This is a genomic window from Macrococcus epidermidis, from assembly GCF_024205965.1.
Classification (GTDB): Bacteria; Bacillota; Bacilli; order Staphylococcales; family Staphylococcaceae; genus Macrococcoides; species Macrococcoides epidermidis.
In genome coordinates this window covers 1,560,503-1,585,729 of record NZ_CP073819.1, presented here as the reverse complement: position 1 = coordinate 1,585,729, position 25,227 = coordinate 1,560,503, and the positions used below count along the sequence as shown (strand labels likewise).

Here is a 25,227-nt window from a genome sequence, read left to right as displayed (position 1 = left end):
GAATGAAAAGTGGCGAAAAGAGATTATTATGAAGTCCTAGGTTTACAAAAAGGTGCTTCTAAAGAAGAGATTAAACGTGCATATAAAAAATTATCAAAAAAATATCATCCGGACATCAATAAAGAAGAGGATGCAGATGTAAAGTTTAAAGAGATTGCAGAAGCATATGAAGTATTAAGTGATGATCAGAAAAAAGCACAGTATGATCAATTTGGTCACGCAGGTATGGGCCAAGGTGCTGGATTTGGTGGTCAGGACTTTGGCGGTTTCGGTGGATTTGAAGATATCTTCAGTTCATTTTTTGGCGGTGGAGCTAGACGTGATCCGAATGCACCTAGAAAAGGTGATGACTTACAATATCAGATGAATATATCTTTTGAAGACGCAGTATTTGGTGCTGAAAAAGAAATATCAGTTAAAAAAGAAGTGACTTGTGAAACATGTGGAGGCAGCGGTGCAAAACCAGGTACTGAAGTGCATACTTGTAAAACATGTCATGGACGTGGTAATGTACAGGTGGAACAAAATACACCATTTGGTCGTGTAAGAACTGAGCGACCATGTCATGATTGTGGCGGTACTGGTAAAACATTTGATGAAAAATGTCATGATTGTGGCGGTACAGGTCGTGTAATTAAGACCGTTAAAATTAAAGTAACTGTTCCAGCTGGAGTTGATACTGGACAACAAATCCGTTTAGCGGGTCAAGGTGAGCCGGGTATTAATGGTGGTCCTGCTGGTGATCTATATGTCGTCTTCAAAGTTGCTGACCATACTCATTTTGAACGTGCAGGGGAAGATATTTTCTATACATTAAACTTATCAATCGCTCAAGCAGCGCTTGGTGATGAAGTAGAAGTGCCTACGCTTGACGGAAAAGCAAAGATTACAATTCCATCAGGAACTCAAACTGGTAAACGCTTCAGATTAAAAGAAAAAGGTATTCAAAATGTACACGGCTATGGTAAGGGTGACTTATATGTCACTGTCAATGTAGTAACACCTGTGAAGATGACAAATAGACAAGCAGAATTATTAAGAGAATTTGCTGAAATAGATGGTACGGAAATTAACGAACAACCTTCAAACTTTTTCGATAAAACAAAACGCTTCTTTAAAGGGGAATAATAATGAACTATAAAGAAATAACATTGATGATCAACCATGAGGTAGAACCATTTATTGCTGATATATTAAATGAAGTTGGTGCAAATGGTGTTGTTATAGAAGATAGTTTAGAACTTGTTAAAGGTCGCATTGAAACGTACGGTGAAATCTATGAGTTAAATCCAGATGATTATCCAGAATCTGATGTACGTGTAAAAGTGTATTTTAGTGAATTAGATTATTCTGATGCAATCATTAATGAAATCAAAGAAAAAATTAATGGTTTACAGGATGTTGAAGTTACTAGATTAGAAATTACTACTGATGAAGTTCAGGAAGAAGACTGGGCAAACGAATGGAAAAATCATTTTCATGCATTTAAAGCTTCAGAAAGATTTGTTGTTGTACCAAGCTGGGAAAATTATGAGAAACAAAATGATGACGAGTTTATCATTAAGCTTGATCCGGGCATGGCATTTGGTACAGGCGATCATGCTACAACATCGATGTGTTTAAAATTAATAGAGAAATATGTTCAACCAAATCAATCTGTTATTGACGTCGGTACTGGTTCAGGTATTTTAAGTATAGCAGCGCATCAATTAGGTGCGGCACCCATTAAAGCGCTGGATCTAGATAGTGTGGCAGTACGTGTTGCTGTGGATAACTTTGAAAAAAATGATTGTGCTGATGCGATTCAAGCGGAACCAGGCAACTTATTAAAAGGTGAAAGTGAAAAACGTGATGTCATTTTTGCAAATATATTAGCACATATTGTTGATCTAATGATTGATGATAGCTTTGCATTATTAAATGATAATGGATTACTGATCACTTCAGGTATCATTTTAGAAAAAGAAGAAATGATCGTTGAACATTTGGAACGCGTTGGTTATAAGATAGAAGAAATTACGCGTGAAAATGGCTGGATTGCGATTGCCGCTAGAAAAGAGGCATAATATGCAGCGATATTTTCTAAATACTGAAGCTGAAATTAATAAAAGCTATGCAATTATCGATAAAGAGGATGTACATCATATAAAAAATGTGATGCGCCAAACTGTAGGAAGAAAAATCATTATTAATTTTATCAATGCTAGTTTTATAAGTGAAATTACTGATATTGATAATCAAATTACAGTAATAACCCGAGAACAATTAGAGCTATGTACAGAACTCCCTGTTCAAATTACGATCGCGAGCGGCTTATTAAAGAACGATAAATATGAATGGATGATTCAAAAAGCGACTGAACTCGGTGCTTACCGCTTCCTGCCTTTTATATCTGACCATACTGTGATTAAGCTGGATGAAAAGAAAATGGCAAAAAAGGTAGAAAGATTTCAGAAGATAATAAAGGAAGCAGCAGAACAAAGTTATCGTCAAATGATACCTGAAATTAAAGTTGTAAAGAATAGCACTGCTTTAACAGCATTACTAGATGATTATGATGTTGTACTCGTTGCATACGAAGAATCTGCTAAGAATGGTGAAACATCTACGCTTAATCAGACATTAAAAAGATTAGAATCTGGCACGAAGGTAATCGTTATCTTTGGACCAGAAGGTGGTTTGAGTGAAACAGAGATTAAACAATTTAATGCACCGACAATTGGTTTAGGACCTAGAATACTACGTGCAGAAACTGCTCCACTATATTTACTGAGCGCGATGAGTTATCATATTGAACTATCATAAATATTTATTATAAAAGACAGTGTGATGGACATAGCATCCCACTGTCTTTTATAATGATTAGATTGAAATTCCTATCAATTAATGTTATTTTTATATAATGTGATTTATTGAACGAAAATAAAATGAGGTGAAATAAATGGCAACTGTTGCCTTCCATACTTTAGGATGTAAAGTAAACCATTATGAAACTGAAGCCATCTGGCAATTATTTAAAGAAGCATCATATGAGCGTGTGGATTTTGAAACAAATGCAGACGTTTATGTGATTAATACCTGTACCGTGACAAATACCGGGGATAAGAAAAGTCGTCAAGTTATTCGTCGTGCCATCAGACGTAATCCGGAAGCGGTTATTTGTGTAACTGGTTGTTATGCACAAACATCGTCAGCTGAAATTATGGATATAGCGGGTGTTGATATCGTTGTCGGTACACAAGATCGAAATAAGATGTTACCGTATATTGAACAGTTTAGAAATGAAAGACAACCGATTAACGGTGTTACAAATATTATGAAGAATCGTACGTATGAAGAACTAGACGTACCATATTTTACTGATAGAACACGTGCATCTCTGAAGATTCAGGAAGGCTGTAATAACTTCTGTACATTCTGTATCATCCCATGGGCAAGAGGATTGATGCGTTCAAGAGACCCTAAAGAAGTTGTAAGACAAGCAACTCAGCTTGTTCAATCTGGTTATCAGGAAATTGTCTTAACAGGTATCCACACAGGTGGCTATGGTGAAGATTTAAAAGATTATAATCTTGCACAACTGCTTCGTGACTTAGAAACGATTGATGGATTAAAACGTATCCGTATCTCATCTATTGAAGCAAGTCAATTAACGGATGAAGTGATTGATGTCATCGATAAAAGTGAAAAAGTCGTGCGTCACTTGCATATTCCACTGCAATCTGGGAGTGATACAGTTTTAAAACGTATGCGTCGTAAATATACGATGGAACATTTCTCAGAAAGGTTAAGAAAATTACATGCAATTATGCCCGGACTTGCTGTGACAAGCGACGTTATTGTTGGATTCCCTGGTGAAACTGAGGAAGAATTCCAGGAAACATATGATTTTATCCAGGAAGATGGTTTTTCTGAACTGCATGTTTTTCCATATTCAATGCGAACTGGTACACCAGCAGCGCGTATGACAGATCAAATTGATGAGAATGTGAAAAATGAACGCGTACATCGCTTAATTAGTCTGTCAGATCAGCTTGCTAAAGAATATGCTAGCAGATTTGAAGGTGAAGTATTAGAAGTTATTCCTGAAGAGAAAGCAAGTGTTGAAAATATGCTGGTCGGTTACACTGATAATTACTTAAAGGTACAATTTGAAGCTGACGAAAGCTTAATCGGTGAACTTGTAAAAGTTAAGATAACTGAAGCTGGCTATCCTATGAATAAAGGACAGTTTGTTAAAGTAATTCCAAATATATATAAAAAGGTAACAGAAAATAAGGAACTTACTGTAAATTAAAAAATGAGTATTGACCGTAGATTGATAATCTATTATAATATTTTAGTACATAGAAATATTTATTTAAATAAATCTGTGTTTAATATGTTCCGTTGATATTTGGAGGGAGGGAAATTAAATGTCTAAAACTGTAGTTCGTAAAAACGAATCAATCGAAGATGCTTTACGTCGTTTCAAACGTACTGTTTCAAAAAATGGTACAATTCAAGAAGTTCGTAAACGTGAATTCTACGAAAAACCAAGTGTTAAACGTAAAAAGAAATCAGAAGCAGCTCGTAAACGTAAATTTAAATAATAATTGCTCCCTCAAATATTATTTATAGATAGGCACACCACATTTGTGGTGTGTTTTTTTGTTATATCGTTTAAAAGGATATACCTTAAGTGCTACCTTAAATTTACCTTAAAAACGCTAATAATTTACAGACTATTAAATTATTTCAGTTATAATATAAGTAAGGAGGTGTTTGATTGGAAATCAGTACATATGATTATGTGATATTATTGCTCATGATTATTATGGTATCTACAGGTCTGTGGCAATTGTATTCACCGAAAATAGGTATTTCAGGCATCATCAGTAGTATTGCTGCAATTAGTTTTCTTGGACTAAATTTATTTAATAATCAGATGGAAGCATTATCTATAATATTGTTTTTAGGAGGTATTATTTTAGTAGTCCTGGAGCTATTTGTTGTGGGAGCGATATTAGGTATTATAGGTATGTTAAGTATTATTGCTAGTTTCTTACTGATTGGTGATAACGTCGCTAAAATGGGTGTTTTTGTGGCGATTTGTTTAATTATTGCAATTGTAGAATGGGTGATCTTAGTGAAATTTTTAAAGAAGACGATACCGATTTTCTCTCAAGTTGTCCTCTATGATTCAACGAATAAAGAGTCAGGATACACATCTCATGATGATAGAAGTTATCTTGTTGGACAAACCGCAACTACCTTAACTGAACTACGTCCTTCAGGTATTATTATACATCAAGGGAAACGTATTGATGCTGTAAGTGATGGTGCATTTATTAAACGCGAGAAAGAAGTTCGTATCATTGAAGTGGAAGGCACAAGAGTTGTAGTAACAGAAATATAATAAACAGGAGTGAATTTTATGGCAGGATTAATAACAATCGGTATTATTGCATTTGTAGTTCTTATTCTATTAATGATTTTATTTTCATTTGTACCTGTTGGTTTATGGATCTCGGCATTAGCAGCTGGCGTTAAAGTTGGTATCGGTACATTGGTTGGGATGCGTTTACGTCGTGTTTCGCCTAGACGTGTTATCGATCCATTAATTAAAGCACATAAAGCCGGATTACATTTAACGACAAATCAATTAGAGTCACATTATTTAGCGGGTGGTAACGTTGACCGCGTTGTCGATGCAATCATCGCTGCACAACGAGCTGATATCAATTTGCCGTTTGAACGTGGTGCAGCAATTGACTTAGCAGGTCGTGATGTTTTAGAAGCAGTTCAAATGTCAGTTAACCCAAAAGTTATTGAAACACCATTTATTGCGGGTGTTGCGATGAACGGTATCGAAGTGAAAGCGAAAGCAAGAATTACTGTACGTGCAAATATTGAACGCCTTGTCGGTGGTGCTGGTGAAGAAACAATTGTTGCCCGTGTTGGTGAAGGGATCGTCTCAACAATCGGTTCTAGTGCTTCACATACTTCTGTATTAGAAAATCCGGATATGATATCTCAAACGGTATTAGGTAAAGGATTAGATAGCGGAACAGCATTCGAAATTCTATCGATTGATATTGCAGACGTAGATATCGGTAAGAACATAGGTGCAGACTTACAGACTGAACAAGCATTAGCAGATAAAAATATTGCACAAGCTAAAGCAGAGGAACGTCGTGCAATGGCCGTTGCTCAAGAACAAGAGATGAAGGCGAAAGTTCAGGAAATGAGAGCGAAAGTAGTAGAAGCTGAAGCTGAAGTACCTTTAGCAATGGCACAAGCTTTAAAATCAGGAAATATCGGAGTAATGGATTATTATAACTTAAAGAACATTGAATCAGACACAGGAATGAGAAATTCTATTAATAAAATGACTGATCCGAATAGTAGTGACACTCCTAAAAAATAAAGGGTGATTAGATGGATGTAGGATTTATAATATTTATTATTTTTACTATTATTAGCGTAGTAACTTCGATTATTGAAAATGCTAATAAGAAGAAAGCAAATCAATCAAAACGTCCGATATCAACGAAGCAGCAAGTGAATTCTAAAAATGTATTCACACAGTTACAACAATCAATCGGTAATTTAGAAAAAGAATTTACCGATTTTAAGAATAATCCGCAAGCAAAATTAAAGGAAATTGAGAATCGTATTGATGCAGGTTCTAAGCAAACTCGAAAATTAGAACAACAAGTGAAAAATAAAGCATCTGAAGTAAAGGATCAAAAACGTCCAGTGGAACGCTCGGCGGCTAAGAAAATTCAGGCATTCGAAGAAAAAATACAGGCTAAAGAAAAATTATCGCTAGCTGAACGTATTGAGAAAATTGAAGCAGACCCGCATTTGTCACCACGACAGAAGATGAATCGCATTAATATGATACGTATGGAAGATGATATTGATAGCGCAGGTTCACTTGTAGATTTTACGCCTGAAAATACACTTAAAGGGATTATATATAGTGAAATACTTGGCCCTCCAAAAGCAAGAAGGTAATAACTATGATACGCAAAATAATTTGCGTATCATAGTTATTTTTTTGAAATTTTTGATAAAATAAAAGAGGGTGATATTATGATCTATAAAAGTCGCATCAATAATTTCCAGAAAGTAATGGTTTTTATCGTTATCATTTTAATGATATTAGCATGTTTCATGAATTTCATGACAAGTGGGATTGCTTCAATTGTAATCGGAATAATATTAATCTATATCATCTTACATGAATATTATGCAATTCAGTCAAATTATATAAAGATTAAAAAAGGGTTAGAAACAAGTCAGATCAATATATTGAATATTGATTTATTAAATATTGTACGTGTTAAAAATATAACGTATATCGAAATTGTTAGAAAAGATAAAAAGATTGTTGTAAAACCCGTCGAAGCTGAACGATTTATTCAGCATCTGATAAGAATTAATCCTAATATTCATGTACAAAATATGAAAAAATTAACAAAACAGGTTATTCAGCCTGTCGTAAAAGAATCTGTCCAGTAATAATTAATTGTTTGTTATTCATGAGTTTGATAAAGTTAAATTAACATTAATTAAAGGAGTTTTTGAATGTCTCAAATTATCCGCTTCGATAATATCAATGAAGCTCAAGCGTTGCTTGGTAACCAAGATGAACACCTGAAGTTTTTAGAAGAATCATTTGATGTTGAGATTCATACAAGAGGTCAGGAATTAACAATATATGGTGAAGATGAGAAAGTAGTCGTTGCTGAAAGCGTAGTGAAAAGTCTGTTATCTGTTATCCGTAAAGGTACTTCCATTTCTTTACGTGACGTTCAGTCAGCTGTACAGATGGCAACGAATGGTACCTTGCAGTATTTAAGTGACCTATACGATGAAGAAATCACGAAAGATGCTTTCGGTAAACCGATTCGTTCTAAGACGATGGGACAACGTCTATATATACGCCATATCAAACATAACGATCTCGTCTTTGGCATCGGTCCGGCAGGTACAGGTAAGACATTTTTAGCTGTTGTTATGGCTGCACAAGCGTTAAGAAATGGCAAAGTGAAGCGCATCGTTCTTACGCGTCCTGCAGTAGAAGCAGGAGAATCATTAGGATTTCTGCCTGGAGATTTAAAAGAGAAAGTTGATCCATATTTAAGACCGTTGTATGATGGATTACACTTTGTATTAGGTGCTGAACATACGGCGCGTTTAATGGAACGTGGTGTGATTGAAATTGCACCACTTGCATATATGCGTGGTAGAACTTTAGAAGATGCTTTTGTTATCTTAGATGAAGCACAGAATACAACGCATGCTCAGATGAAGATGTTTTTAACACGTCTAGGTTTTGGTTCAAAGATGGTTATAACAGGCGATGAAACGCAGATTGACTTACCAAAAGGTGTTAAGAGTGGGTTAATCGAAGCTGTACAGAGACTTGGCAAAGTAAATGGTATAGAAGTGCATCATTTTGATGCTGCCGATGTTGTGAGACATCCATTAGTTGGTAAAATTATTAATGCATATGAAGGTGATGAATAATGTTAACAGTTGATTTTATAGATGATGACGAAATGATTGCTTCAGATCACTTATCAGAAATTGAAAAGCTATTGCAATTTGCTGCACAACAAGAAGGCATTGACGAAGAAGCTGAAGTCGCAGTATCTTTTGTTGATGAAGATGAAATTCAAAGTATCAATAAAGCATATCGTGATAAAGATAGTGTTACAGATGTCATAAGCTTTGCTTTAGAAGAGGGTGAAGATGAAGATTTTGAAATGCCGGATGCGCCACGTGTATTAGGTGACATTATTATTTGTGTTAAACGTGCCGAAGAGCAGGCAGAAGAATATGGTCACTCTTTTGAACGTGAATTAGGATTTCTATCAGTTCATGGACTATTGCATCTTTTAGGCTATGATCATATGAATGAAGCAGATGAGAAAAAAATGTTTGGACGCCAGGATGAAATATTAAATGCTTACGGCTTAACGAGAGAATGAGGATGAAACGCTTTTTATATCCGATACAAGGTTTCATAACACTCTTAAAAAAAGATGTAAATTTTGTGATTCATTTAATTGCCGCGATATTAGTAGTTATGTTTTCATTTTATTTTCAAATTACAAAGATTGAATGGTTATTTGTGATTATTGCAATTTTTTCTGTATTGTTTATGGAAGTCATAAATACTTCAGTAGAATATGTCGTTGACCTTGTTACTGAAGATTATCATGAACTCGCCAAGCATGCTAAAGATACAGCCGCGTTTGCAGTTTTATTATCATCAATCATGAGTGCGATTATTGGAATAATCATTTTCATGCCTTATATAATCGAATTATTTTAGGAGGAATATTATGGATTTTAAAAATGAATGGCAGGATGGTGTTAAGGCAGCGCGAGAAAAAGCATATACACCGTATTCAAATTTTAAAGTGGGTGCATTTTTAATCGCTAAAGATGGTACGACATTTGATGGATGTAATGTTGAGAATGCAGCATATGGTGATTGTATTTGTGCAGAACGTACTGCACTTGTCTCAGCAATTGCACAAGGATATAAACCAGGAGATTTTGAAGCGTTGGTTGTTACAACTGACACACCAACACCTTCATCTCCATGTGGCTCATGCAGACAAGTAATTAAAGAGCTATGCGATGATGAAATGCCAGTATACTTAACAAATATTAAAGGTAATGTAATCAAACTTACTGTAGATGATTTATTACCGTTAGGGTTTTCAGGAAAGGACTTAGAAGATGTCAAATAATTTTAAATCAGGATTTGTAGCGATAATTGGTAGACCCAATGTCGGAAAGTCAACTTTTATGAATAAAGTGCTTGGACAAAAAGTTGCGATTATGTCAGATAAAGCACAGACTACAAGAAACAAAGTGCAAGGCGTACTAACAACAGAACAATCTCAAATCATATTCATCGATACGCCAGGTATTCATAAACCGAAACATGTATTAGGTGATTATATGATGAAAATCGCTAAAAATACATTACGAGAAGTTGATGCAATATTATTTATGGTAAATGTAGAAGAAAGTTTAGGACGTGGTGATGAATTTATCATTGAGCTTTTAAAATCAAACAAGACACCGATTTTCTTAGTCTTAAATAAGATTGACAAGATTCATCCGGATCAACTGATTAAAGAAATTGAAAAATATAAGGACTTGTTACCGTTCGCTGAAGTAGTGCCAATTTCAGCTCTACAAGGAAATAATGTTGATCGATTAGTGGAAGTGATTGAAGGTTATATGCCGGAAGGCCCGATGTATTATCCGAAAGATACAATTTCAGATCATCCGGAAGAATTTATCGTAGCAGAATTAATTCGTGAGAAGGCCCTGCATTTAACAAGCCAGGAAATCCCGCATGCGATTGGAGTTCAGGTTGAAAAGATGACACGTGTTTCAGAAGATCAGGTAGATATTGAGGCGACTATATATATAGAACGTGATTCTCAAAAAGGGATTATTATCGGTAAGAAGGGGTCGATGTTAAAACAAATCGGTCAAAATGCACGAAAAGATATCGAAATGTTACTAGGTTCTAAAGTTTATTTAGAACTTTGGGTGAAGGTACAAAAAGATTGGCGTAATAAACCGAACTTTATTCGTCAAATCGGTTACAGAGAAGATGAATATTAATGCTTAAAAAGTCTGTTGGTATTGTTATCAAGAGAGTTGAATATGGTGATAATCATTTGATTATCACTTTTTTAAATGAAGCTGGTATAAAAGTAGCAGTGATGGCTAGAAATGCGCGTAAATCTACAAAGTTTGGTGCAGGTTTAGATTTGTTCTATGAAAATCTATTTATATTTTCACAATTTAAAGGAATGGGAACACTAAGTTCTGTAGATACATTAGAAAGTCATTATCCGATTCGTAGTGACATAATGAAATTAACATATGCGCAATATATTGTTGAATTGATTGATAGAGGTCTCGATGATGATACGTCAAATAAACTGGTTTTTCAGTTATTGAAATTTGGCCTGGATAGGATTTCACAGGGTGATAATGAAGCATTAATTGCATTATTTGTTTCACTCAAGATGATGGCGCTTTATGGGTATGAACCCAACTTTAAATATAGTGTCCATGACGGTGCGATGGACCATAAAGATTTTGTCGCATATTCTTTTAAATATAACAGTGTCGTGACAAAGTTTGGAGAAATAGATGACCCTCATGCTATCCGTATCTCAAATAAAGCATTGTACATGCTCTATTTACTCGATGAAGTACCTCTGGATAAAGTAAGTGGAATGAAGATTAGTGACGAAGTTGTTCGAGAGATGGAATCACTTGTGTTTAAAATGTATGATGAATTTGTAGGCGTCTATTTGAAATCTCGCAAAATTATTGAACAGTTAAATCAGATGAATCAATAATAAAAAGCACTCATGAATGGTATATCATGAGTGCTTTTAAAATTTATTTTAGAATTTAATTTTTTCTTCTAAGAATGATTTTACTTCACTGATTGGCATACGTACTTGTTCCATTGTGTCGCGGTCACGTATTGTTACTTGATTATCCTCTAATGAATCAAAGTCAAATGTAATACAGAATGGTGTACCGATTTCATCTTGACGTCTATAACGTTTACCGATTGATTGACTTTCATCAAAGTCAATCGCAAAGTATGCGCTTAATTCTTCGTATACTTTCATAGCATCAGCAGACAATTTCTTACTTAATGGAAGGATTGCTGCCTTATAAGGCGCTAATGCAGGGTGGAAACGTAATACTGTACGTTTGTCATCACCTTCTAAAACTTCTTCATCATATGCATCACATAAGAATGCTAATGTTACACGGTCAGCACCTAATGATGGTTCAATAACATAAGGTACGTATTTTTCACCTGTTTCCTGATCGTGATATTTGAAGTCATCATTTGATGCATTCATATGAGCTGTTAAGTCAAAGTCAGTACGGCTTGCGATTCCCCATAATTCTCCCCAACCAAATGGGAATTTATATTCGATATCTGTTGTTGCATTTGAGTAGTGAGATAACTCATCTTCGTCATGGTCGCGTAATTTTGTATTTTCTTCTTTGATGCCCAGATCTTTTAACCATTTAGCAGAAAATTCTTTCCAGTAGGTCTGCCATTCCATTTCAGTTCCAGGCTTACAGAAGAATTCTAATTCCATTTGTTCAAATTCACGTGTTCGGAAAATAAAGTTTCCTGGAGTAATCTCATTACGGAATGATTTACCGATTTGAGCGATACCGAACGGTAATTTCTTACGCATAGAACGCTGTACGTTCTTATAGTTCACGAATATACCTTGTGCTGTTTCAGGACGTAAGAAGATTTCATTAGTAGAAGATTCAGTAACCCCCTGGAATGTTTTGAACATTAAGTTAAACTGACGAATTTCCGTCCAGTTTGCTGTGCCTGATTCTGGACATACAATACCTTTTTCGTCAATAAACTGCTTCATTTCGTCAAAACTCATACCATCAGCAATAAAGTGCTCATCACCTTGAGCATGCATGTAGTCTTCAATTAATTTATCCGCACGATAACGAATTTTTGAGTCCTTATTATCGATCATAGGATCATTGAAGTTTGATAGGTGTCCACTTGCTTCCCATGTTTTTGGATTCATTAAGATTGCTGCATCTAATCCAACATTATAAGGTGATTGCTGAACAAATTTTTGCCACCATGCGCGTTTCACATTATTTTTTAGTTCTACACCAAGAGGACCGTAATCCCATGTGTTTGCTAACCCTCCGTAAATTTCACTGCCAGGAAATACAAATCCACGATGCTTTGCAAGATTAACGATTGTTTCCATTTTGTTTTCCGTCATGTTGATATCCTCCATTTATTTTTGAGTAAACAAAAAGTCCCAAGGCAAATTGATTGCCTTGGGACGAGTATATATACCCGCGGTTCCACCCAAATTAGTGTTTACTCGCTTTTAATTATTAACAATGTAAATGTACGCCAATTTATTGTTAAGCTTTCACCATCCTTAACTCGCTTATTTAAAATATAACATGAAAATTGAATGAGCTCAATTGTTAAGCGATACATTTGTAAATTTATTTATGAGTAGGTATAATATAATAAATAAACTATGTCTACTATTGGGGTGATTGTCATAGAATTAAATAAAAGACAAGAAAAGATTTTACAAATTGTAAAAAATAATGGCCCCATCACCGGTGAGAAGATTGCTGAAAAATTGAATCTAACGCGTGCTACTTTACGTCCTGATCTTGCAATCTTAACGATGGCAGGATATTTAGATGCACGTCCTCGTGTTGGTTACTTTTATACAGGGAAATCCAGTACTCAGTTACTTTCAGAATCGATTAAGAAGTTTCGGGTGAAAGATTTTCAGTCGGTACCAATCGTTATTCATGAAGATTCAAGTACATATGAAGCAATCTGTGTGATGTTCCTGGATGATGTAGGAACTTTGTTTGTAACAAATAAAGACAATCATCTTGTTGGTGTATGTTCCAGAAAGGATTTACTCCGTGCATCGATGGGGGGACAAGAAATTCATACGACACCGATTCATGTTTATATGACACGTGTCCCAAATGTCTCTGTTTGTTATAAAGACGACTTATTATTTTATGCTGCAAAGCAAATTATTGATAAACAAATTGATTCAATTCCAGTTGTTGTTGAAAAAGACGGACATTACGAAGTTACCGGTCGAATTAGCAAAACTACTATAACGAGAGCATTTGTTTCTCTAATCGAAGATGAATAAGGAGAATTTATTTTATGAATGAAATGAGATTAATTATTGCATCAGATTCAGTTGGTGAAACAGCAGAACTCGTTACAAAAGCATGTATTTCTCAGTTTAATATGTTAAATAACGTTGTAGATACAATTCGTCTGCCATATATTGAAACTCATGAAAATATAAATGAAGTTATCAGCCTGGCTAAAGAACAGAAATCTATCGTTGTATACACTTTAGTTAAACCGAATGTCAGAGCTTATATGCAGTCTGAATTAGCAAAACATAATATCAAAAGCGTAGATTTAATGGGGCCGTTAATGGGGCTTTTAGAAGAAACGCTTGAAGAAAAACCGTTAAATGAGCCTGGTATGGTACATAAACTCGATGAAGATTACTTTAAGAAGATAGAAGCAATTGAATTTGCTGTAAAATATGATGACGGTCGAGATCCGCGCGGACTTTCAAAAGCTGATATTGTCTTGATCGGTGTTTCACGTACGTCAAAGACACCTTTAAGTCAGTATTTGGCTCATAAAAGATTTAAAGTCATGAATGTTCCATTAGTACCGGAAGTTGATCCGCCTGATCAGTTGTTTGAAATTGACCCTAAAAAATGTATCGCTTTAAAAATTGATCCTGAAAAATTGAATAAAATCCGAATCGAACGCTTGGCTCAACTTGGATTAAAAAATGATGCCAACTATGCAAAAGATCAACGTATTTTAGAAGAATTAAAATATTTTGAAGAGATTGTTTCAAGAATTAATTGTGAAGTTATTGATGTTTCGAATAAGGCAATTGAAGAAACAGCGAATGAAATCATTAAAATAATTACTAGAAATTAATATGGGTATGATGAGGTGGAAGTTTGCAAATCGATCCAAAAATAATTAATGAAATACGGGAAAAGAATGATATTTTAGATGTTGTAAGTCAATATGTGAAATTAGAAAAAAGGGGACGTAACTATATCGGTTTATGTCCCTTTCATGATGAAAAAACACCATCATTTTCAGTATCTGTTGAAAAACAGATTTGTCATTGTTTCGGATGTAAAAAGGGTGGAAATGTTTTTCAGTTTATCGAACAAATAGAAAATGTCTCATTTATTGAAGCAGTTAAAATATTAGGTGAAAATGTTGATATCAAGATAGATGTCCAAAGTGATAACCCAACAGTTGAAAATGACCATACGAAAATGGTTGAAATGCATAACTTATTAAATGATTATTATCACTATGTATTAAAAGCAATTGAAGAGGCTGAACCAGCTTTAGAATATCTTTATAAACGTGGTATAGATGACGATTTGATTGTCAAAGAAAAAATTGGTTTCAGTCCGAATGTAAGTCATTTTGCGTTAGATTTTTTAAAAAAACAAGGATATGATGAATCACTTGCATATGAAGCTGGTCTTTTAAGCAGAAATGAGGAAAATTTCAGTTATTTTGACCGTTTTCGTAATCGTATTATGTTTCCTATCCGAAATGCACGTGGAGATACAGTTGGCTTCTCTGCGCGAAGTTTTGATGGTAGTGAACCCAAATATTTAAATAGTCCTGAGACACCGATATTTCAAAAAAGAAATATCCTTTATCATATTGATGTTGCACGTAAACCAATTCGAGAAACAGATGAAGTAATTTTACTTGAAGGTTTTATGGATGTATTAAAGCTTGGTGAAGTAGGTATTCATAATGCGGTAGCAACAATGGGTACAGCATTAAGTAGAGAGCATGTAATATCACTGAAAAAACTCGCACAAAATATTACGTTAATGTTTGATGGAGATAGAGCTGGTATTGAAGCGACACTAAAATCAGGAAAGACATTACTTTCAGAAGGATTAAATGTGTTTGTAGTACCGATTCACAAAGGAAAAGATCCGGATGAGATGATTAGAGATTTAGGGGAAAATCAGTTCTTAGAATATTTTCAAACGCATAAGATTAATTATTTAAGCTTTTATATGCAATATTATCAGAATGAAATAAAGAATAATGATTTAGCATATGAAAAACATTTGAATAATATTATTCAAGATGCTAAACTTATGAATTCTGAAGTTTTACAGAAAAAAGTATTGCATGAAGCAAGTGATTTGTTTAAAGTAGATTTTGACAGTCTAAAATATCAAGTACAAAAAAATCAGAAAAAGCGTCCATTTAATCATATTAATGTTGGTATCAAACAAGAATCATTAAACAAGATTGAGACTGCTGAACGCGTGGTACTAAAACATTTTATGACAGATAAATATTTATTCACACAATATAAAGATTCTCTGTCTGCACATAATTTCTCAAATGCATACCATAGATTGATTTATGAGGCTTTAATAGGGTATTACAATAATGAAGACCAATTTAATCTCAGTCAATTCATCACACATATTCCTCAGGATATTCATGAGGTATGTTTATCAATTGACAGTATGTTGGTTAATTCCGAACCTACTACAGAGGAAATAAATGATTATGTATATGTCTTTAATGAAGAGCAGCATGAATTAACACATGTGAGTCAGCTGAAACAAGCTTTAAAAGATGCAATTGCTACCGGTGACATGGAAACACGCGATAATATTGTGAGAGAAATCATTCAATATCAAAGATCAAAAAAGCACTAGACATACTGGGAGGTTTTAAAATGGCTGCAAAGAAATCCGATACGACAACGAAAATCGCAGAATTATTGACATTAGAACAAGTAAAAGCACAATTACTTGAGACAGGTAAGAAGAATGGACATTTAAGTCACGAAGAAATCGCTGATAAATTACAAAATTTTGAGATGGATTCTGATCAGATGGATGAATTTTTTGAAGCGATTGCCGAAAATGACATCACTTTAATCAATGAAAAAGATGCAAATGATACAGATGATAAGATCAATCTTAATGATTTATCTGCACCTCCAGGTGTTAAAATTAACGATCCTGTTCGTATGTATTTAAAAGAAATTGGACGCGTTAATTTATTAAGTGCTGAAGAAGAAATTGAACTTGCTAAACGTATTGAGCAGGGGGATGATGAAGCGAAAGCACGACTTGCAGAAGCAAACTTACGTCTTGTTGTGAGTATTGCAAAACGTTATGTAGGACGTGGTATGTTATTCCTTGATTTAATACAGGAAGGTAACATGGGTCTAATTAAAGCTGTAGAAAAGTTTGATTTTACGAAAGGATTTAAATTCTCAACTTACGCTACATGGTGGATTCGTCAGGCAATCACGCGTGCGATAGCTGACCAGGCAAGAACAATTCGTATACCAGTGCATATGGTAGAAACGATAAACAAGTTAATACGTGTACAACGTCAATTACTTCAGGACTTAGGACGTGATCCTTCCCCGGAAGAAATTGGAGAAGAAATGGATTTACCACCTGAAAAAGTTCGTGAAATCTTAAAGATAGCACAAGAGCCAGTTTCACTTGAAACACCGATCGGTGAAGAAGATGATAGTCACTTAGGTGATTTTATTGAAGATCAGGACGCACAAAGTCCAGCTGATCATGCTGCATATGAGTTATTAAAAGAACAATTAGAAGATGTATTAGATACATTAACAGATCGTGAAGAAAATGTTTTAAGATTACGATTTGGTTTAGATGATGGACGTACCCGTACGCTTGAAGAAGTAGGAAAAGTGTTCGGTGTAACGAGAGAACGTATACGCCAAATCGAAGCAAAAGCTTTACGTAAATTACGTCATCCATCTAGAAGTAAACGTCTTAAAGATTTTATGGATTAAAATTTCAATTTTAATTGTGAAAAGTCTTTGACAATCACTGTTTTTAATATAAAATAGATATGTATATGGTGAAATTAAAGGGAGGTAAATTGAATGAATCGTAATCCAGTAATTCCGTTTTTACTTATTATGCTTATGGGCGTAGGCTTAATCTTCTTTATGTCAGCACATGGTGCTAACAAAGCTGAAGAAGAGGGTGAAGGCGGAGCTAAAACTGAGCAAAAGTTTGATGCTAAAACTTTTGCAAAAGATAACTGTACGTCATGTCACGGTCAAAACTTAGAAGGTGGAATGGGTCCTAAATTAGCTGGTCTTTCTATGAAACCAGATGATGCTAAGAAGATTATCCGTGAAGGTAAAGGTGCGATGCCAGCACACGACGCTTCAAAAATTTCTGATAAAGATTTAGATACTTTAGTGAAGTATTTAAAAGAAGCAAAATAATAAACAATTAAAATCTTTTGCCAAGTGCAAAAGATTTTTTTTTGAAAGGATATAAAATGATACCATTAAATAATAGATTAAAGACAGTTGCAAGGTATATACAGCATGAACGATTAGCTGATATAGGGTCCGATCATGCTTATTTACCTCTATATGCATTAGAAAATAATCTGATTAGATATGCGATAGCTGGTGAAGTGGTTACTGGACCGTTTGAAGCTGCAGTTCAGAATGTTAGAAAGTATAATGCTTCCACTTCTATAGACGTACGTCTTGGTAATGGATTAGAAGTCATTAAACCGGGTGAAGTTGATGTAATTACTATTTGTGGTATGGGTGGACCACTTATCGCAGACATTATTACTACTGGTAAAGATAAATTAAGTAATCATCCACGTCTAATTCTGCAAAGTAATATTCATACAGAAGCAGTTCGTCGTGCACTTGTTTCACTTGGCTATGAAATTATCGTTGAAGAGATAATGAAAGAAAAAAAGCATACCTACGAAATTATCGTTGCTGAATATGCCACTGAAAAAGTGGCATATACACAAAAAGCACTGAAGTTCGGCCCAATTCTTTTACAAAATAAAAATGAAGTGTTTATCGAAAAATGGAATAGAGAATATCAGCATTTAATAAAAGTATTATCAGCGATAGAACACGATCCTGTTCATGCACAAAAACATGAACAGCTAAAAGAAGAAATCTCATTATTAAAAGAGGTGTTAGGTTATGTTGATTAAAGAGTTGTTAAAGCAAATCAATCAGGAGATACCACTGCAAACTGCAGAAGAGTGGGATAATGTAGGTCTTCTAATTGGAGATGAAGAAGCTGTAATTACAGGTATTTTAACAGCGCTTGATTGTACGTTAGACGTTGTAGAGGAAGCTAAAGAAAAAAATATAAATACTATAATTTGCCATCATCCACTGATTTTTAGTGGTATAAAATCAATTCTTCATTCAGGTTATGGAGAAGTAATCAGAAGCTTAATAAAGAACGACATACAGTTGATTGCATTACACACAAATTTGGATGCCCATCCTAAAGGTGTTAGTGCAATGATTGCTGAGCGTCTTGAATTAAAGGATATAGAAATATTATTACCTGAACAAAAATCGATACTAAAGTTACAGATTTTTGTTCCGTTAGCATATGCTGAACAATTTAAATCAGCGTTGGCAAAGGTAGGTGCTGGACAAATTGGTGATTATGATCACTGTTTCTTTTCAATAAAAGGAACTGGCGAATTTCGTGCATTAGAAAATGCTAACCCATTTGTCGGTAGTAAAGGTGAAATACATCAGGAAGAAGAAATGAAGATTGAATGTGTCTTTGAATCATCTTTGAAATCTGATGTATTAGAAGTGATAAAAACACATCATCCTTATGAAACACCTGCTTTTGATATTTGGTCAATTGACGTCCAGGCTGAATATGGTACTGGTGTAAAGGCAGCCTTGATGGAACCTATTTCATTATCTGATTTTGCTAAAATTGCCAAAGAGAAATTAAATCTGGATGTTATTAAGATGATAGGTGAAGATAAAGTTATTAACACAGTTGGGATAATTGGCGGGGCAGGTATGGATTACATGAAAGATGTTAAGCGAACAGGTGTTGATGTGTTTATTACAGGTGATATTAAGTATCATGAAGCACATGATTTAATAATGGCAGAACTTGCTGCGCTTGATATCACACATTATGCTGAATATGTTATGAAAGATGGCCTCAAAGCACTTTTATCCACTTTTATCAAAGATATAAATATCGTTGTTTCACAAATAGATACAAATCCATTTAAAGTAATATAAAAAAAGAGCGATGCTTAAACTAAGGTTTAAGCATCGTTTTATTAATCTAAAATTTTTACAGGTGTTGCATTTTTAATTTTAGGTAAGATTTTTTCTGTTGGTACACCTGACTTTTCTGGTATCGGCTGAATATTTAATGGATCGTAAGATTTAATATAATCGATGACCTCTTTTACGATTGGTGTTGGTGTTGAAGCCCCGGCAGTTACAGCGATCGTTGACTTACCCTGAAGCCATTCAAGTTTTAGTTCGCTAATGTCAGAAATTCGGTAAGCTTCTGTATGAGCGATTTCTTTAGATACTTGTGCTAAACGGTTAGAGTTGTTGCTTTTTGGGTCACCAACCACGATTAATACGTCTGCTTGTCCTGCTTGATTTGCAACTGCTTCCTGGCGTACTTGTGTCGCTAAACAGATTTCTTTATGCACTTCGATATGTGGATATTTTTTTTGTAGTTCGTCCATAAGATGTTTTACATCCCATTGACTCATTGTTGTTTGATTTGTAACGATAAGTTTATTGTTTTTTAAATCTTCATCAAGGTTGTCGATATCGTTGATATTTTCCACAAGATGTACGATTTCCGGAGCGACACCAACAGCGCCTTCAGGTTCCGGATGTCCTTTTTTACCGATATAGATGACATGATAACCTTCTGCTTTTTTCTTACGAATCAATGTATGTGTGTTTTCTACATCCGGACAAGTTGCATCAATACAAACAAGTCCCTTTTCTTTAGCACGGCGTTTTACTTCAGGACTTACACCATGTGCGGTAAATATAACTGTACCTTCACTGATTTTCTCTAATATTTCTAATCGGTTTGGTCCATCGAGTGTAATGATACCATCGCTTTCGAAAGCATCAGTTACATGTTTATTATGCACGACCATACCTAAAATATATATTGGACGTGGCAATGATTTATCAAGTGAAGCATTGCGTGCAATCACCATGGCATCAACGACACCGTAACAATATCCACGAGGTGTTATTTTAATAATTTCCATCGCATTTTCCTCCTATTAATCTGCTTAATAAATAGTATAACAAACTTTTAAAGATGATTAGAATATTTTAATTTTAACAATGATTGCTTTCTTTTTCGTATTCTTTCCTATATAATACATGAGATGAACATAAAAGGAGGATTATGATGGACAAACACCCATTTGAGTTATTTGAACTTGCACCATATTTAGTAGAAGCGGTGGAAGATTTAAATTTCAACCAGCCAACAGAAATCCAGAGAAGAGTTATTCCTAAATTAAAAAAAGAAACACACTTAATTGGACAATCACAAACAGGTACAGGAAAATCGCATGCATTTTTACTACCGTTAATTAATAAAATTGATAAAGAGGTACAGCATCCTCAAATTATTATTCTTGCACCTACAAGAGAGCTTGCAAAGCAGTTATATGATGCAGCAGAGCATTTAATTTCATTTACAGATGGTATAAAAGCAGGGCTTTATATTGGAGGTACTGATAAGAATAAAGATATTCAAAAATCAAAAGTACAGCCACAAATTGTTATCGGGACACCAAATCGAATAAAAGATTTAGCAGAAGAAAATGTGTTACATATTCATTTAGCGAGAGCTGTCGTTATTGATGAAGCCGACTTAATGATTGACTTAGGATTCTTGCCGACAGTTGATAAGATTGCTGCAAATGTATCGCGTGAAGCACAAATTGCTGTATTTTCTGCTACGATACCTAAAGCTTTACATCCATTTTTAAATAAATACTTATCTAAGCCGGAATTTATTGAGATTGAACCTGACGCAAAGACAAATAAAAATATTACTTTTTATCTTGTACCTACGAAAAGTAACGATCGTAAAGAACAGTTAACTAAAATAATGTCTACGATTAATCCTTATCTCGCAATTATTTTTGCGAATAGTCGTGAACGTGCGGATGAAGTAGCTGAATATTTACAAGATCAGGGGTTAAAAGTAGGTGTGATTCATGGCGGTCTTGCACCACGTGAACGTACACAGCAAATGAAACGTGTGAAAAATCTTGAATATCAATATGTCGTTGCGAGTGATCTTGCAAGTCGTGGTATTGATATTGATGGTGTTAGTCATGTTATCAATTATGATATTCCACGTGATATTGCTTTCTTTACGCACCGTGTAGGGCGAACAGGTCGAGGAAACTATACTGGTGTAGCAATAACGATTTATACACCAGATGAAGAAGATTTAATCAATCAGATTGAGAAACGTGGTTTCTCATTCATTCATAGCGATGTTAAAAATGGTGAATTAGTCGAAATTAAAGATAGAACTGAGCGCCAATCACGTAAGAAAAAAGAAGATAATATCGAACAGAACTTAAAACATAAACTAAAAGGTAAGAAAAAAGTGAAACCGGGGTATAAGAAGAAATTCCGTTTTGAATTAGATAAGTTAAAACGTAATGAGAAAAAAGCCCATTCTAAACGTACGAATAGAGAGAATAAAAAAAGGTAGGGATTTAACATGCTAATTGGATCTCATGTATCAATGAGCGGTAAAAAAATGTTGCTTGCTGCAGCAGAAGAAGCAGCGAGCTACAATGCTTCCACATTTATGATATATACAGGAGCACCTCAAAACACACGTCGTAAACCGATAGAAGATTTGAACATAGATGCAGGTCTTGCATTTATGAAAGAAAATAATTTATCGAATATTGTTGTGCATGCACCTTATATCATCAATATCGCTAACACAGTAAAACCTGAAGTGTTTGAACTGGGTGTTGAGTTTCTTCAAAAAGAGATTGAACGTACAGAAGCAATTGGCGCAAAAGATATCGTGCTTCATCCTGGCGCTCATGTTGGTGCTGGTGAAGATGCGGGTATCAAGAAAATTATTGAAGGGTTAAATGAAGTTTTATCTAACAATAATGATGTTCGTATTGCATTAGAAACGATGGCAGGTAAAGGTTCTGAATGTGGCAAATCATTTGAAGAACTTGCTGAAATTATTTCAGGTGTAAAGAATAATGCCCGACTATCAGTTTGTTTTGATACATGTCACACACATGATGCGGGTTATGATATTGTCAATGATTTTGATGGTGTGCTGGAAGAATTTGATAAAATTATCGGTATTGATAGAATTAAAGTTGTACATGTAAATGACTCAAAAAATGTACAGGGTGCGCGAAAAGATCGTCATGAAAATTTTGGATTTGGCAACATCGGTTTTGATGCATTATCAAAAATTGTTTATCATGAAGTCTTTAAAGATGTACCTAAGATTTTAGAAACACCATACGTTCAAGTTGGCGATGATAAAAAAAATAAAAAGCCACCGTATAAATTTGAAATTGAAATGATTAAAAATAATCAGTTTGATTCTGATTTACTAGAAAAAATTATGCATCAATAAAATTTAAAACAGGGATTAATCTTTGATTAATGCTTGTTTTTTATCTCAAAAAGGACTGAAGCGATTGGAGCCAATATTTGAAATTCGAAATGTATCGTATCGATATCCAGATAAAGTAGCATTATCAGATATTAACATCAGTATCTATCCGGGAGATTTTCTGGCGATTGTAGGACCGAATGGTTCAGGTAAGTCAACATTGTTAAAATTAATCCTGGGAATATTAAGGGTACAATCAGGCAGCATTTATATGAACGGAAAGAATATGAAATCACAAAAAAAACTTACGGGTATCGGTTATGTTTCTCAAAAAGCAAACGCGAGCAGTGGTGGTTTCCCGGCTACGGTATTTGAAGTTGTAAGAAGTGGTTTAATTCAGATTAAACCGTTATTTAAAAAATTTAATAAACTGGATGAACAAAAAGTTGAAGCGATGCTGGAACGATTAAATATCACGCATTTAAAAGATAAAAATATATCTCAGCTTTCTGGTGGTCAACAGCAACGTGTATTTATCGCACGTGCACTCATATCAAATCCTTCTGTATTAGTACTCGATGAACCGACTGTTGGTATTGATGCAAAACATGTAGCACAGTTCTATGAATTACTTGCGCAACTTAAAGCTGAAGGTATCACAATTCTACTAGTAACGCATGATATTGGCGTAGTCGTTGATACAGCCACACAAGTTGCCTGTCTCAACCAGCATCTGCATTTCCACGGGACAACACATCAATTTAAGTCATTAGATGAAGTTGAAATCTCTAAAATTTATGGTCATCCTGTACAGTTTGTTGACCATAATCATAGTAGGGAGTGTTGTCAATGAGCTTAATAGAAGCGTTGTGGGAATTTGATTTTATTCGCTATTCATTTCTAAGTGGGATGCTAATAGGTATTCTTGCCCCATTAATCGGTACATTTATTGTAGTACGTCGTCTTTCATTAATTGCAGATGCATTAAGTCACGTTACACTCGGTGGTATTGCATTTGGCATGCTTTTATCAAAATTGATTGCCGTTACTATTAATCCGGTTTGGACCGGGATATTATTCTCAATCACAGGCTCTCTTTTAATTGAGAAACTTCGTTCTTTATATAAACATTACCAGGAGTTAGCAATACCGATAATCATGAGTTTTGGAATTGGATTGAGTGTTATCTTCATTTCATTTGCGGATGGATTTAATCAGGACCTATTTGGTTATTTATTCGGAAGTATCAGTGCAGTAACTTTAAATGATGTATTTATTATTTTAGCAATTTTTGTTTTAGTGCTTGTATTTATCTTTGTATTATATAAAGAGTTGTTTATTCTATCTTTTGATGAGGAATATGCTGCAATAATCGGTGTACCGAAGCACGTACATATTTTATTTATGCTAATGGTGGCGCTTGTAATTTCTGCATCGATGCGTGTCGTTGGAATTCTATTAGTGAGTAGTTTAATCACCCTGCCTGTAGCAAGTGCCATGCGTTTTGCAAAAGGCTATAAGCAACTGATGCTGTGGAGTGTTGTGATAGGTGAATGTTCAGTCTTAATCGGACTAATTATTGCGTTTTATCTAGATATATCTCCAGGTGGAGTAATTGTAATGCTGCTTGTATTAGTGTTGCTTTTTGCCCTTTCTATCAGTAATATGAAAGAAAAAGGAGGTATTTCAAATGAATACTGATGATGCGATTAAAGTTTTAAAAGACAATGGACATAAATATACTGACAAACGTCGTGATATGATAAGTATGTTACATGATACAAGTAAATACCTTAATGCAAAACAAATGCAGGAAGAACTAAATGAGAAATATCCGGGCATTTCATTTGATACAATATATAGAAATTTAAATTTATTTGATGAATTAAATATTATCGAAGTGACAGAACTTGATGGTGAAAAGAAATTTAGACTATCATGTACGACACATCATCATCACCATTTTATATGTGAAAAATGTGGTGAAACACGTGTCGTTGAATTTTGTCCAATTGCAACATTTGAAGCGGAACTTGATAATGTTGAAATCCATAGTCATAAAATTGAACTATATGGATTATGTGAACGTTGTAAATAAGAAAAGGAGAA

Annotated in this window: 29 protein-coding genes; 27 read left to right on the top strand and 2 right to left on the bottom strand. The window is 34.5% G+C overall.

What is annotated here, in order from left to right; translation table 11 throughout:
• The first annotated feature begins 9 nt into the window (after positions 1–9).
• From dnaJ to recO, 15 genes are all read left to right on the top strand, one after another.
• Positions 10–1,128 (top strand): molecular chaperone DnaJ, encoded by a 1,119-nt coding sequence (gene dnaJ / locus KFV12_RS08415; RefSeq protein WP_239242782.1) that lies wholly within the window; start codon positions 10–12, stop codon positions 1,126–1,128.
• Positions 1,129–1,130: 2 nt separating this feature from the next.
• Positions 1,131–2,066: a 50S ribosomal protein L11 methyltransferase gene (prmA, locus tag KFV12_RS08410; RefSeq protein ID WP_239242781.1), complete on the top strand. Its 936-nt coding sequence runs from the start codon at positions 1,131–1,133 to the stop codon at positions 2,064–2,066.
• Position 2,067: 1 nt separating this feature from the next.
• On the top strand, positions 2,068–2,805 hold the full coding sequence (locus KFV12_RS08405; protein ID WP_254256554.1) for a 16S rRNA (uracil(1498)-N(3))-methyltransferase: 738 nt from the start codon (positions 2,068–2,070) through the stop codon (positions 2,803–2,805).
• Between the two features lie 136 nt (positions 2,806–2,941).
• A complete protein-coding gene (mtaB, locus tag KFV12_RS08400; RefSeq protein ID WP_254256553.1) occupies positions 2,942–4,297 on the top strand; it encodes a tRNA (N(6)-L-threonylcarbamoyladenosine(37)-C(2))-methylthiotransferase MtaB in 1,356 nt (451 codons plus the stop codon).
• A 118-nt stretch (positions 4,298–4,415) separates the two neighbouring features.
• Positions 4,416–4,592 (top strand): 30S ribosomal protein S21, encoded by a 177-nt coding sequence (gene rpsU / locus KFV12_RS08395; protein WP_041636032.1) that lies wholly within the window; start codon positions 4,416–4,418, stop codon positions 4,590–4,592.
• Between the two features lie 176 nt (positions 4,593–4,768).
• Complete coding sequence (locus tag KFV12_RS08390) at positions 4,769–5,398, top strand: NfeD family protein (protein WP_111715224.1); 630 nt, start codon at positions 4,769–4,771, stop codon at positions 5,396–5,398.
• Between the two features lie 18 nt (positions 5,399–5,416).
• Positions 5,417–6,409 carry a flotillin-like protein FloA gene (gene floA / locus KFV12_RS08385; protein ID WP_099578504.1) on the top strand — a complete coding sequence of 331 codons (993 nt, stop codon included), beginning with the start codon at positions 5,417–5,419 and terminating at the stop codon, positions 6,407–6,409.
• Between the two features lie 11 nt (positions 6,410–6,420).
• Positions 6,421–7,002: a hypothetical protein gene (locus KFV12_RS08380; protein ID WP_254256552.1), complete on the top strand. Its 582-nt coding sequence runs from the start codon at positions 6,421–6,423 to the stop codon at positions 7,000–7,002.
• A 78-nt stretch (positions 7,003–7,080) separates the two neighbouring features.
• Positions 7,081–7,509: a hypothetical protein gene (locus KFV12_RS08375; protein WP_239242776.1), complete on the top strand. Its 429-nt coding sequence runs from the start codon at positions 7,081–7,083 to the stop codon at positions 7,507–7,509.
• A 66-nt stretch (positions 7,510–7,575) separates the two neighbouring features.
• Positions 7,576–8,520, top strand: coding sequence for a PhoH family protein (locus tag KFV12_RS08370; protein WP_239242775.1), 945 nt, complete (start codon positions 7,576–7,578; stop codon positions 8,518–8,520).
• Positions 8,520–8,984 carry an rRNA maturation RNase YbeY gene (gene ybeY, locus KFV12_RS08365; protein WP_111715217.1) on the top strand — a complete coding sequence of 155 codons (465 nt, stop codon included), beginning with the start codon at positions 8,520–8,522 and terminating at the stop codon, positions 8,982–8,984. The genes KFV12_RS08370 and ybeY overlap by 1 nt, the downstream gene beginning before the upstream one ends.
• 2 nt (positions 8,985–8,986) lie before the next feature.
• A complete protein-coding gene (locus KFV12_RS08360) occupies positions 8,987–9,331 on the top strand; it encodes a diacylglycerol kinase family protein (protein WP_111715215.1) in 345 nt (114 codons plus the stop codon).
• 10 nt (positions 9,332–9,341) lie between these two features.
• Positions 9,342–9,755, top strand: a complete 414-nt coding sequence (cdd, locus tag KFV12_RS08355; protein WP_254256551.1) for a cytidine deaminase — start codon at positions 9,342–9,344, stop codon at positions 9,753–9,755.
• Entirely contained in the window at positions 9,745–10,647 is a 903-nt protein-coding gene (gene era, locus KFV12_RS08350; RefSeq protein WP_111715212.1) for a GTPase Era, read from the top strand. The genes cdd and era overlap by 11 nt, the downstream gene beginning before the upstream one ends.
• Positions 10,647–11,396, top strand: coding sequence for a DNA repair protein RecO (gene recO / locus KFV12_RS08345; protein ID WP_111715211.1), 750 nt, complete (start codon positions 10,647–10,649; stop codon positions 11,394–11,396). The genes era and recO overlap by 1 nt, the downstream gene beginning before the upstream one ends.
• Before the next feature lie 48 nt (positions 11,397–11,444).
• Here recO and KFV12_RS08340 read toward each other — a convergent pair whose 3' ends face one another.
• Entirely contained in the window at positions 11,445–12,833 is a 1,389-nt protein-coding gene (locus KFV12_RS08340) for a glycine--tRNA ligase (protein WP_111715209.1), read from the bottom strand.
• Positions 12,834–13,118: 285 nt separating this feature from the next.
• Here KFV12_RS08340 and ccpN point away from each other — a divergent pair, with 285 nt between their 5' ends.
• The 7 genes from ccpN to KFV12_RS08305 all read left to right on the top strand — a co-directional run bounded on the left by ccpN (position 13,119) and on the right by KFV12_RS08305 (position 19,748).
• Positions 13,119–13,751 carry a transcriptional regulator CcpN gene (gene ccpN, locus KFV12_RS08335; protein ID WP_254257648.1) on the top strand — a complete coding sequence of 211 codons (633 nt, stop codon included), beginning with the start codon at positions 13,119–13,121 and terminating at the stop codon, positions 13,749–13,751.
• A 14-nt stretch (positions 13,752–13,765) separates the two neighbouring features.
• Positions 13,766–14,575 carry a pyruvate, water dikinase regulatory protein gene (locus KFV12_RS08330; RefSeq protein WP_111715208.1) on the top strand — a complete coding sequence of 270 codons (810 nt, stop codon included), beginning with the start codon at positions 13,766–13,768 and terminating at the stop codon, positions 14,573–14,575.
• Between the two features lie 23 nt (positions 14,576–14,598).
• Positions 14,599–16,359, top strand: a complete 1,761-nt coding sequence (gene dnaG / locus KFV12_RS08325; protein ID WP_254256550.1) for a DNA primase — start codon at positions 14,599–14,601, stop codon at positions 16,357–16,359.
• Between the two features lie 20 nt (positions 16,360–16,379).
• Positions 16,380–17,483, top strand: coding sequence for an RNA polymerase sigma factor RpoD (gene rpoD, locus KFV12_RS08320; RefSeq protein ID WP_111715204.1), 1,104 nt, complete (start codon positions 16,380–16,382; stop codon positions 17,481–17,483).
• Positions 17,484–17,576: 93 nt separating this feature from the next.
• Positions 17,577–17,927, top strand: coding sequence for a c-type cytochrome (locus tag KFV12_RS08315; RefSeq protein WP_111715203.1), 351 nt, complete (start codon positions 17,577–17,579; stop codon positions 17,925–17,927).
• 56 nt (positions 17,928–17,983) lie between these two features.
• A complete protein-coding gene (locus KFV12_RS08310) occupies positions 17,984–18,673 on the top strand; it encodes a tRNA (adenine(22)-N(1))-methyltransferase (protein WP_254256549.1) in 690 nt (229 codons plus the stop codon).
• Positions 18,663–19,748, top strand: coding sequence for a Nif3-like dinuclear metal center hexameric protein (locus KFV12_RS08305; RefSeq protein WP_111715200.1), 1,086 nt, complete (start codon positions 18,663–18,665; stop codon positions 19,746–19,748). Before KFV12_RS08310 ends, KFV12_RS08305 begins: the two co-directional genes overlap by 11 nt.
• Before the next feature lie 41 nt (positions 19,749–19,789).
• On the opposite strand, the gene KFV12_RS08300 is transcribed toward KFV12_RS08305, so the two are convergent.
• The gene (locus KFV12_RS08300) at positions 19,790–20,758 is read right to left on the bottom strand and encodes a 4-hydroxy-3-methylbut-2-enyl diphosphate reductase (RefSeq protein ID WP_254256548.1); all 969 of its coding nucleotides are present in this window, start codon (positions 20,756–20,758) and stop codon (positions 19,790–19,792) included.
• 146 nt (positions 20,759–20,904) lie between these two features.
• Here KFV12_RS08300 and KFV12_RS08295 point away from each other — a divergent pair, with 146 nt between their 5' ends.
• The 5 genes from KFV12_RS08295 (at position 20,905) to KFV12_RS08275 (ending at position 25,216) form a co-directional block, all read left to right on the top strand.
• Positions 20,905–22,233, top strand: coding sequence for a DEAD/DEAH box helicase (locus KFV12_RS08295; protein ID WP_111715197.1), 1,329 nt, complete (start codon positions 20,905–20,907; stop codon positions 22,231–22,233).
• A gap of 9 nt (positions 22,234–22,242) precedes the next feature.
• A complete protein-coding gene (locus KFV12_RS08290) occupies positions 22,243–23,139 on the top strand; it encodes a deoxyribonuclease IV (RefSeq protein ID WP_240837101.1) in 897 nt (298 codons plus the stop codon).
• A gap of 64 nt (positions 23,140–23,203) precedes the next feature.
• Positions 23,204–23,971 carry a metal ABC transporter ATP-binding protein gene (locus tag KFV12_RS08285; protein ID WP_111715193.1) on the top strand — a complete coding sequence of 256 codons (768 nt, stop codon included), beginning with the start codon at positions 23,204–23,206 and terminating at the stop codon, positions 23,969–23,971.
• The gene (locus tag KFV12_RS08280; protein WP_111715192.1) at positions 23,968–24,819 is read left to right on the top strand and encodes a metal ABC transporter permease; all 852 of its coding nucleotides are present in this window, start codon (positions 23,968–23,970) and stop codon (positions 24,817–24,819) included. Before KFV12_RS08285 ends, KFV12_RS08280 begins: the two co-directional genes overlap by 4 nt.
• Entirely contained in the window at positions 24,809–25,216 is a 408-nt protein-coding gene (locus KFV12_RS08275; RefSeq protein WP_096076344.1) for a Fur family transcriptional regulator, read from the top strand. The genes KFV12_RS08280 and KFV12_RS08275 overlap by 11 nt, the downstream gene beginning before the upstream one ends.
• Positions 25,217–25,227: the final 11 nt, after the last annotated feature.